An 8,712-nucleotide genomic window follows, 5' to 3' on the forward strand; every position below is an offset into this window, starting at 1 on the left:
ATCCTCGGCGACGAAGATCACCTCGGCGACATGGACTTCAAGGTGGCCGGCACGGCGGATGGCGTGACCGCGCTGCAGATGGACATCAAGATTCAAGGGATCACGAAGGAAATCATGCAGGTCGCGCTGGCTCAGGCGAAGGAAGGCCGCATGCACATCCTCGGCAAGATGAAGGATGCCGTCTCCGGCGCGAGCACGGAGCTCTCGGCCTTCGCGCCGCGCATGATCACCGTCAAGATCAATCCGGAAAAGATCCGCGACGTGATCGGCAAGGGCGGTTCGGTCATCCGTGCGCTGACGGAAGAAACGGGCACGACGATCGACATCTCCGACGACGGCGTCGTGACGATCGCCAGCACGAGCAGCGAGGGCATGGCGGAAGCCAAGCGCCGCATCGAAGCGATCACGGCCGAAGTCGAAGTGGGGCAAGTCTACGAAGGCGCCGTGCTCAAGCTGCTCGAGTTCGGCGCGATCGTGAACATTTTGCCCGGCAAGGACGGTCTGCTTCACATCTCCGAGATTGCGAACGAGCGCATCAAGGACATCAAGGACTACCTCACCGAAGGTCAGCACGTGAAGGTCAAGGTCATCCAAACGGATGAAAAGGGCCGTGTGCGTCTGTCGGCGAAGGCGCTGCTGAACGAAGGCGGCGCGCCCGCTCCGCAAGGCGATTCGACTCCGCAGTAACGCCTGATAGCCTGTGGAGCTTGCTCCCACGACGGCCGGCCGCTTTTCAAGCGCGCCGGCCGTTTTTTCATCAGAATGGTGCCGTTTCCCAGTGCGACTGCCTCGGAGGTGATGTGAAAGCGATCGAGATTACGGAGTTCGGCGGGCCCGACGTACTTGTGCTTGGCGAGCGTCCGAAGCCCGTGCCGGGCAACGGCGAAGTGTTGGTCAAGGTGTCGGCGTCGGGCGTCAATCGTCCGGACGTGTTTCAGCGCAAGGGCGCCTATGCGCCGCCTCCAGGGGTGTCCGATCTGCCCGGGCTCGAAATCGCCGGCGAGATCGTTGGCGGCAGCCTGGACGAGAAGCACAATCCGTTCGGCCTGAAGATCGGCGATCGCGTATGCGCGCTGTTGGCCGGCGGCGGCTATGCGCAATATGCGGTCGTGCCGCTTCAACAGTGCTTGCCGGTGCCTGGATCATTGACCGACATCGAAGCGGCATCGCTGCCCGAGACGTTTTTCACGGTATGGAGCAACGTGTTCGACCGTGCGCAGTTGGGCTTGGGCGAAGGCGGGGCGAACGAAACGCTGCTCGTTCAAGGCGGCTCCAGCGGCATCGGGGTGGCGGCCATCCAGATCGCGCACGCGCTCGGGTTCCGTGTGTTCGCGACCGCCGGCACGGCCGAGAAATGCAAGGCGTGCGAAGCGCTCGGCGCGGAGCGAGCGATCAACTACAAATCCGAGGATTTCGTGGAAGTCGTGAAGTCGCTGACGAACGATCGCGGCGTCGACGTCATTCTCGACATGGTGGCGGGCGGTTACGTGCCGCGTGAACTGTCGGCGCTGGCCGACGGCGGCAGGCTCGTCATCATTGCGTTGCTGGGCGGAGCGAAGGCCGAGGTCAATCTCAGCGAAGTGCTGCGTCGGCGTCTGACGGTGACCGGTTCGACGCTGCGGCCTCGTTCGATCGAGTTCAAGGCGAAAATCGCCGCGCAGTTGAAAGCGCGCGTGTGGCCCTTGATCGAGGAGGGGCGAATCAAGCCGATCGTGTACCGCGTGCTGCCCGCGGGCCGCGCCAGCGAAGCCCATGCCTTGATGGAAAGCGGCGAACATGTGGGCAAGATCATCCTCGATTGGACTTCAGAGGGGCAGTAGCGCCGCGCCCCGCGCATCCATCCGACCATCCAAGCCGTTGATTTCACGCGGCTTGTCCGGTTCGTCTTCTTAGCCACGCACGAACGGTGCCATCGTTCCGTGCGCAGCGCATATGATCGGCGCACCCCTTCATTTCAATATCGCCCTTTGGCCCGCGCCACGGACGCACCCATACTGCTATCGGTGCGTTCTTTCATTGTGCTTTCAATGATATGAGCGATCGTTCGATCGCCGCGTGACGATCGACGCGTTTCCAACCGTGCGGGAGGCAGCCGTGATCGACTTGAAGAAAGACGCGGTCGAGGAATTCAAAGGGGCGATACGCGGCCACGTGTTGCAGGAAGGCGACGCTGGCTACGATGAGGCGCGACACATTTGGAATGCGACGGTCGATCGGCATCCCGCGGCGATCGTGCGCTGCGCCGGAGTGGCCGATGTTCGCCGCGCCGTACGCTTCGCACGCGAGAACGACCTGCTTCTGGCCGTGCGTGGCGGCGGCCACAATATCGCGGGCAGCGCCGTTTGCGACGGCGGGCTCGTCATCGATCTGTCGGCCATGAAGTCGGTGCGCATCGATCCGCTTGCCCGCCGGGCGTATGTCGAGCCGGGCGTGACGCTTGGAGAGTTCGATCACGAAGCGCAGGCGTTCGGCCTTGCGACGCCGCTTGGCATCAATTCGACGACGGGCGTGGCGGGATTGACCCTAGGCGGCGGATTCGGCTGGCTCAGCCGCAAGTACGGGATGTCAGTCGACAATTTGCTTTCGGTGGACGTCGTGACTGCCGACGGCGAACTCGTGCATGCGGACGCTGCCCACGCGGACGATCTGTTCTGGGCGATTCGCGGAGGAGGCGGCAATTTCGGCGTCGTGACGATGTTCGAGTTCGGGCTGCATCGTGTCGGCCCCGACGTCTACGGCGGGCTGTTCGTTGTGCCGATCGAGCAGGCCGGCGATGCGTTGCGCAAATACGGCGCGGCTACCGATGCGATGCCCGACGACTTATCGGTCTGGACCGTCATGCGGCTTGCGCCGCCGCTGCCGTTCCTCCCGGCCGATGTGCACGGCAAACCCGTGATCGTATTTGCACTGTGCTATGCGGGCCCGGTCGAAGAGGGCGCTCGCGCAACCGAGATCGTGCGAAGCTTCGGCACGCCGTGCGGCGAGCACCTGGGGCCGATGCCGTACGCGGCGTGGCAGAAAGCGTTCGATCCTTTGCTGGCGCCCGGCTCGCGCAATTACTGGAAATCGCATAATTTCACCGATTTGCCGCAGGGGTTGATCGACGCGGCCCTAGATGCGATGGCGCGTTTGCCTTCGCCTCAATGCGAGATCTTCTTCGGCCAAGTGGGCGGCGCGACGTGCCGCGTGTCCCCGGAGGCCACCGCTTATAGCAGCCGCGACGCGAAGTACGTCATGAACGTCCATGCACGATGGGACGACCCGAGCGAAGATGCGCGATGCATCGAATGGGCGCGCAACTATTTCGAGGCGTCGGCGCCGTTTGCGCTCGGAAGCGTCTATGTGAACTTTCTTACGCAGGAAGAAGGCGCACGTGTGAATGCGGCGTATGGACCCAATTACGCGCGGCTCGTCGCGGCGAAGACCCGGTACGACCCGGGCAACGTGTTCCGGCACAATCAAAACATCAAGCCGTCGGCTGTCTGAGGCGGCTCACTCGAGCGGGGGGCGATCTCTATTCGATCGAGGAGCAACATCATGGCCCGCAAATACATCGATTGCCGAGAGTTTCCCAGTGAAATGAACTGTAGCGTCGCCCTGTCCGCGGACAGCGACAAGGAACTGATCGAGGCGGCGGTGCAGCACGCCGTCAGCGTCCATCACCACGTCGACTCGCCCGAACTGCGTTCGCAGCTGTCGACGCTGTTTCATGAAGGCACGCCGCCGCTCGAGTCGCCTCGCGCGAAGTGAGCGTTCGCCAACATGGCCGGCCGCCCGCACGGGGCGGCCGTCTCGCGCGTTCGGCACGACGCCCGTGCCGACACCGTTCCATCGCCCGCGGCATTGGTCCCCACCCCCGCTTCGCGCGCGGTTTGACCGGCTCCCGCCAAGCACAGTAAAATTGAGCGTTTTGCGTGCGCCGTCGCGCGTCAGGTCCTTTTGCGCGCCTGCAGGTTGTCTGCAAGCAGCCTGAAAGGGTTTGCAAGGGCCGGGCCGTCGGCAGGACATCAAACACGGGCGAGACATGTCGAAACAGCGGGTGAAGTGGGTAGTCGGCAATTGGAAGATGCATGGGCGGCTCGCGGAAAACGCGGCGCTGCTGCAGTCCGTCGCACAAGGCGCGGGTGCGGTCGCGGAAGCGATCCGCGTCGGCGTGTGCGTGCCTACGCCCTATCTCGCACAAGTGCAGTCGCAGCTTGCGGGCAACCCCGTTGCATGGGGCGTCCAAGACATCTCGACCTACACGCACGGCGCCTACACGGGCGAAGTGGCGGCCGAGATGGCGGCGGAGTTCGGCGCCACGCTCGCGATCGTCGGTCACTCCGAGCGCCGCGCGTATCATGCGGAAAGCTCGGAACTCGTTGCGTCGAAGGCGCGCCGCGCGCTCGAGGCCGGCCTCACGCCGATCGTTTGTATCGGCGAAACGCTGGCCGAGCGCGAAGCCGGTACGACTGAAGCTGTCGTCGGGGCGCAGCTCGATGCGGTCCTGAGTCTGCTGTCGGTCGAGGAAGCGGCGCGCATCGTGGTCGCATACGAGCCCGTCTGGGCGATCGGTACGGGCAAAAGCGCGACGGCCGAACAGGCGCAAGAGGTGCATGCGTTTTTGCGTGCGCGTCTTGCCAAAAAAGATGCCTCACTCGCGGGCGTCGCGTTGCTCTACGGCGGCAGCGTGAAGCCCGAGAACGCGCTGACGCTGTTCGGTCAGCCCGATATCGACGGCGGCCTCATCGGCGGCGCGTCGCTCAAGAGTGAAGATTTCCTCGCGATTTGCGCGGCGGCGAAAGCGGCGAGCGAAGCTCGCTGAACGTCGGGCGCAAGTGCGAAGCGGTGTTCGGCGCCTATCGAGCCGGATGCTCAAACCTCAAATCAGGTGAGTCAGATGCTGTTTTTGAAAACGTTGATCATCGTCGTGCAGTTGTTGTCGGCGCTGGGCGTCATCGGCCTTGTGCTCTTGCAGCATGGCAAGGGCGCCGACATGGGCGCCGCATTCGGTAGCGGGGCGTCGGGCAGCCTGTTCGGCGCCACCGGTTCGGCCAATTTCCTGTCGCGCACCACAGCGATTCTCGCCGCGATTTTCTTCGCGACGACGCTCACGCTGACCTATCTCGGTTCGTACAAGTCCAAGCCGTCCGCGGGTGTGCTCGGTTCGGCGCCGGCTCAAGTCGCGCCGAGCACGGCTGCCTCGGCTCCGGCTGCGTCCCTGCCCGCGGCAGTGGCGGCGCCCTCGAGCAGCGCGGTGCCGAAATAATAAATTTCGCATAAAGTGGCATTTGTGCGTTGAACAATTCTAGGAAGCACGTTAGAATTTAAGTCTTGAAGCGATTCGCGGGTTCCAACAAGTTGTGTCCCGGGTTGCATACAGTGCCGACGTGGTGAAATTGGTAGACACGCTATCTTGAGGGGGTAGTGGCGAAAGCTGTGCGAGTTCGAGTCTCGCCGTCGGCACCAAAGTTATCCAATGCCAGCCGCTTGCTTCGCTTCGGCTGGCATTGTCGCTTCTGCAGTCATGCTTACGTCTTCCATGCAGTGTATCTTTCGCGAAGACAATGGTGGGCCGAAGTGATTTTCTGTAGGGATGGGACCGATCCCTACGGTACTCAGAACCAACCGAAAGAGGATAGTCTTGAACCTCGCAGCCTACTTCCCCGTATTGCTCTTCCTTCTTGTGGGCACCGGTTTAGGTATTGCACTTGTCAGCATCGGCAAGATCCTCGCCCCCAGCCGCCCCGACAATTCAAAGAATTCGCCGTACGAGTGCGGCTTCGAGGCATTCGAAGACGCGCGTATGAAGTTCGACGTGCGCTACTACCTCGTCGCCATTCTGTTCATCATTTTCGATCTCGAGACCGCGTTCCTGTTTCCGTGGGGTGTCGCCCTGCGTGATATCGGCTGGCTCGGCTTCATGGCGATGATGATTTTCCTGCTCGAACTGCTGCTCGGTTTCGCCTACATCTGGCGCAAGGGCGGGCTCGATTGGGAGTGAGGGGTTAATCGCCGGTTTCTCGCGGTCGGTGCGAAGCTCGCCGTCCCGTCTGGAGTGCAAAGCAAATGAGTATCGAAGGGGTCTTGAAGGAAGGGTTTGTCACCACCACGGCTGACAAGCTGATCAACTGGACGCGCACGGGTTCCCTGTGGCCGATGACGTTCGGGCTCGCCTGCTGCGCGGTCGAGATGATGCATGCGGGCGCGGCCCGCTACGATCTCGACCGGTTCGGGGTCGTGTTCCGTCCGAGTCCGCGTCAGTCCGACGTCATGATCGTGGCCGGTACGCTCTGCAATAAAATGGCGCCCGCGCTGCGCAAGGTCTACGACCAGATGGCCGAGCCGCGCTGGGTGATCTCGATGGGGTCGTGCGCGAACGGCGGCGGCTACTACCACTACTCGTATTCCGTCGTGCGCGGTTGCGATCGTATCGTGCCCGTGGACGTCTACGTGCCCGGCTGCCCGCCGACGGCGGAAGCGCTGGTCTACGGCGTGATCCAGCTGCAGGCGAAGATCCGCCGCACCAACACCATCGCCCGTCAATAAGCGCAAGCTTTCCCACAATATGGCAAGCAAACTCGAGACCCTCAAAGCGAACCTCGAGGCGGCCTTTGGCGGCCGTCTGACGAGCATCACCGAATCGGTCGGCGAGCTGACGATCGTCGTGAAGGCCGGTGACTACCTCGATGTCGCCAAGCGCCTGCGCGACGATCGCACGCTCGGCTTCGAGCAGTTGATCGACCTGTGCGGCGTCGACTACCAAACCTATGGCGACGGCGCCTATGAAGGCCCGCGTTTCGCCGCCGTTTCGCATCTGTTGTCGGTGTCGAACAACTGGCGCGTGCGCGTACGCGTGTTCGCACCGGATGACGACATGCCGATTCTGCCGTCCATCGTCGAGATCTGGAATTCGGCCAACTGGTACGAACGCGAAGCGTTCGACCTGTACGGCATCGTCTTCGACGGTCACCCCGACCTGCGTCGTATCCTGACCGACTACGGCTTCATCGGCCACCCGTTCCGCAAAGACTTCCCGGTGTCGGGCTACGTCGAAATGCGTTACGACCCGGAAGAAAAGCGCGTCGTCTACCAGCCGGTGACGATCGAGCCGCGCGAAAGCACGCCGCGCGTGATTCGCGAGGATCGCTACGGCGGTCTGACACCCTCAGAGGTCGCCATGGCAGAGATCAAGAACTACACGCTCAACTTCGGCCCGCAGCACCCGGCAGCGCACGGCGTGCTGCGCCTCGTGCTCGAGCTCGACGGCGAAGTGATTCAGCGCGCCGATCCGCATATCGGCCTCTTGCATCGCGCGACGGAAAAACTCGCCGAGAACAAGACCTTCATTCAATCCGTGCCGTACATGGACCGTCTCGACTACGTGTCGATGATGGTCAACGAGCACGGCTACGTCCTCGCGATCGAGAAGCTGCTCGGCATCGACGTGCCGCTGCGCGCCAAGTACATCCGCGTGCTGTTCGACGAGATCACGCGCGTGCTGAACCACCTCATGTGGATCGGCGCGCATGCGCTCGACGTCGGCGCGATGGCCGTCTTCCTCTACGCGTTCCGCGAGCGCGAGGATCTGATGGACGTCTACGAAGCGGTTTCCGGTGCACGCATGCACGCGGCGTATTATCGTCCGGGCGGCGTTTATCGCGACCTGCCCGACGCGATGCCGCAATACAAGGCGTCGAAGATCCGCAACGCAAAGGCGCTCGAACGGATGAACGAAGCGCGGCAAGGCTCGCTGCTCGACTTCATCGACGACTTCTTCACGCGCTTCCCCGGCTGCGTCGACGAATACGAAACGCTGCTCACCGATAACCGTATCTGGAAGCAGCGCTTGGTGGGTATCGGCGTCGTGAGCCCGGAGCGCGCGTTCCAGATGGGTCTGACGGGTGCGATGCTGCGTGGGTCGGGCGTGGAGTGGGATTTGCGCAAGAAGCAGCCATACGAGGTGTACGATCAGCTCGATTTCGACATCCCCGTCGGCGTGAACGGCGATTGCTACGACCGGTACCTCGTGCGCGTGGAGGAAATGCGTCAGTCCACACGCATCGCCAAGCAATGTATCGAGTGGCTGCGCAAAAACCCGGGCCCGGTGATGACCGACAACCATAAGGTCGCACCGCCCTCGCGCGTAGGCATGAAGTCGAACATGGAAGAGCTGATTCACCACTTCAAGCTCTTCACGGAAGGGTTTCACGTGCCGGAAGGCGAGGCATACGCGGCGGTCGAGCATCCGAAGGGCGAATTCGGCATCTATTTGGTGTCGGACGGCGCGAACAAGCCGTATCGCCTCAAGATCCGTGCGCCGGGTTACGCGCACTTGGCCGCGCTCGACGAAATGGCGCGCGGTCACATGATCGCGGACGCCGTGACCATCATCGGCACGCAGGACTTTGTGTTCGGCGAAATCGACCGGTAAGCGCCGCACGGCGCGCCAGCAACGAGGGTGGCATGAATGTGCCCCTGGTTGCCGGGTGCGCCGGGTCTGCCGCCGCGAACAAAGGCGGCAGGTTTTCGTTCGGTAGGAATTGAAAGAGTTCGTGTTCTCAAAATGATCTCAGCTGATGGCCTGAAAGAAATCGATCGCGCGGTGGCGAAGTATCCCGCCGATCAGAAACAGTCCGCCGTGATGTCGGCCTTGGCCGTGGCTCAGGAAGAGCACGGCTGGCTGTCGCCCGAACTGATGCAGTTCGTGGCCGACTATCTCGGCATGCCGGC

The 8,712-nt window shown here is 62.6% G+C and carries 10 protein-coding genes, 1 tRNA gene and 1 pseudogene; all 12 read left to right on the forward strand.

Going from position 1 to position 8,712, the window contains the following annotated elements; translation table 11 throughout:
* Window positions 1-687, forward strand: a 687-nt coding sequence (locus tag ACTHNR_RS13180; protein WP_440548097.1) for a S1 RNA-binding domain-containing protein, incomplete at its 5' end; no start/stop codon positions are given.
* Between the two features lie 113 nt (window positions 688-800).
* Entirely contained in the window at window positions 801-1,820 is a 1,020-nt protein-coding gene (locus tag ACTHNR_RS13185) for an NAD(P)H-quinone oxidoreductase (protein WP_440548098.1), read from the forward strand.
* A gap of 274 nt (window positions 1,821-2,094) precedes the next feature.
* Window positions 2,095-3,486: an FAD-binding oxidoreductase gene (locus tag ACTHNR_RS13190; protein ID WP_440548103.1), complete on the forward strand. Its 1,392-nt coding sequence runs from the start codon at window positions 2,095-2,097 to the stop codon at window positions 3,484-3,486.
* 51 nt (window positions 3,487-3,537) lie between these two features.
* Window positions 3,538-3,750, forward strand: coding sequence for a DUF1059 domain-containing protein (locus ACTHNR_RS13195; protein ID WP_440548099.1), 213 nt, complete (start codon window positions 3,538-3,540; stop codon window positions 3,748-3,750).
* Between the two features lie 274 nt (window positions 3,751-4,024).
* Window positions 4,025-4,804, forward strand: a complete 780-nt coding sequence (gene tpiA, locus ACTHNR_RS13200) for a triose-phosphate isomerase (protein ID WP_440548100.1) — start codon at window positions 4,025-4,027, stop codon at window positions 4,802-4,804.
* 75 nt (window positions 4,805-4,879) lie between these two features.
* Entirely contained in the window at window positions 4,880-5,248 is a 369-nt protein-coding gene (gene secG, locus ACTHNR_RS13205; protein ID WP_440548101.1) for a preprotein translocase subunit SecG, read from the forward strand.
* Window positions 5,249-5,363: 115 nt separating this feature from the next.
* A tRNA-Leu gene (locus ACTHNR_RS13210) sits at window positions 5,364-5,448 on the forward strand.
* A 175-nt stretch (window positions 5,449-5,623) separates the two neighbouring features.
* Complete coding sequence (locus ACTHNR_RS13215; RefSeq protein ID WP_440548102.1) at window positions 5,624-5,983, forward strand: NADH-quinone oxidoreductase subunit A; 360 nt, start codon at window positions 5,624-5,626, stop codon at window positions 5,981-5,983.
* Window positions 5,984-6,048: 65 nt separating this feature from the next.
* Window positions 6,049-6,528 carry a NuoB/complex I 20 kDa subunit family protein gene (locus ACTHNR_RS13220; RefSeq protein WP_006052903.1) on the forward strand — a complete coding sequence of 160 codons (480 nt, stop codon included), beginning with the start codon at window positions 6,049-6,051 and terminating at the stop codon, window positions 6,526-6,528.
* Between the two features lie 19 nt (window positions 6,529-6,547).
* Window positions 6,548-7,141: pseudogene (locus tag ACTHNR_RS13225) on the forward strand (NADH-quinone oxidoreductase subunit C); the annotation flags it as partial.
* A gap of 18 nt (window positions 7,142-7,159) precedes the next feature.
* The gene (locus ACTHNR_RS13230; RefSeq protein ID WP_440548104.1) at window positions 7,160-8,413 is read left to right on the forward strand and encodes an NADH-quinone oxidoreductase subunit D; all 1,254 of its coding nucleotides are present in this window, start codon (window positions 7,160-7,162) and stop codon (window positions 8,411-8,413) included.
* 132 nt (window positions 8,414-8,545) lie between these two features.
* Window positions 8,546-8,712 (forward strand): NAD(P)H-dependent oxidoreductase subunit E (locus tag ACTHNR_RS13235; protein WP_440548105.1); only part of this gene is annotated, 167 nt, incomplete at its 3' end.

The organism is Trinickia sp., assembly GCF_051954495.1.
Classification (GTDB): domain Bacteria; phylum Pseudomonadota; class Gammaproteobacteria; order Burkholderiales; family Burkholderiaceae; genus Trinickia.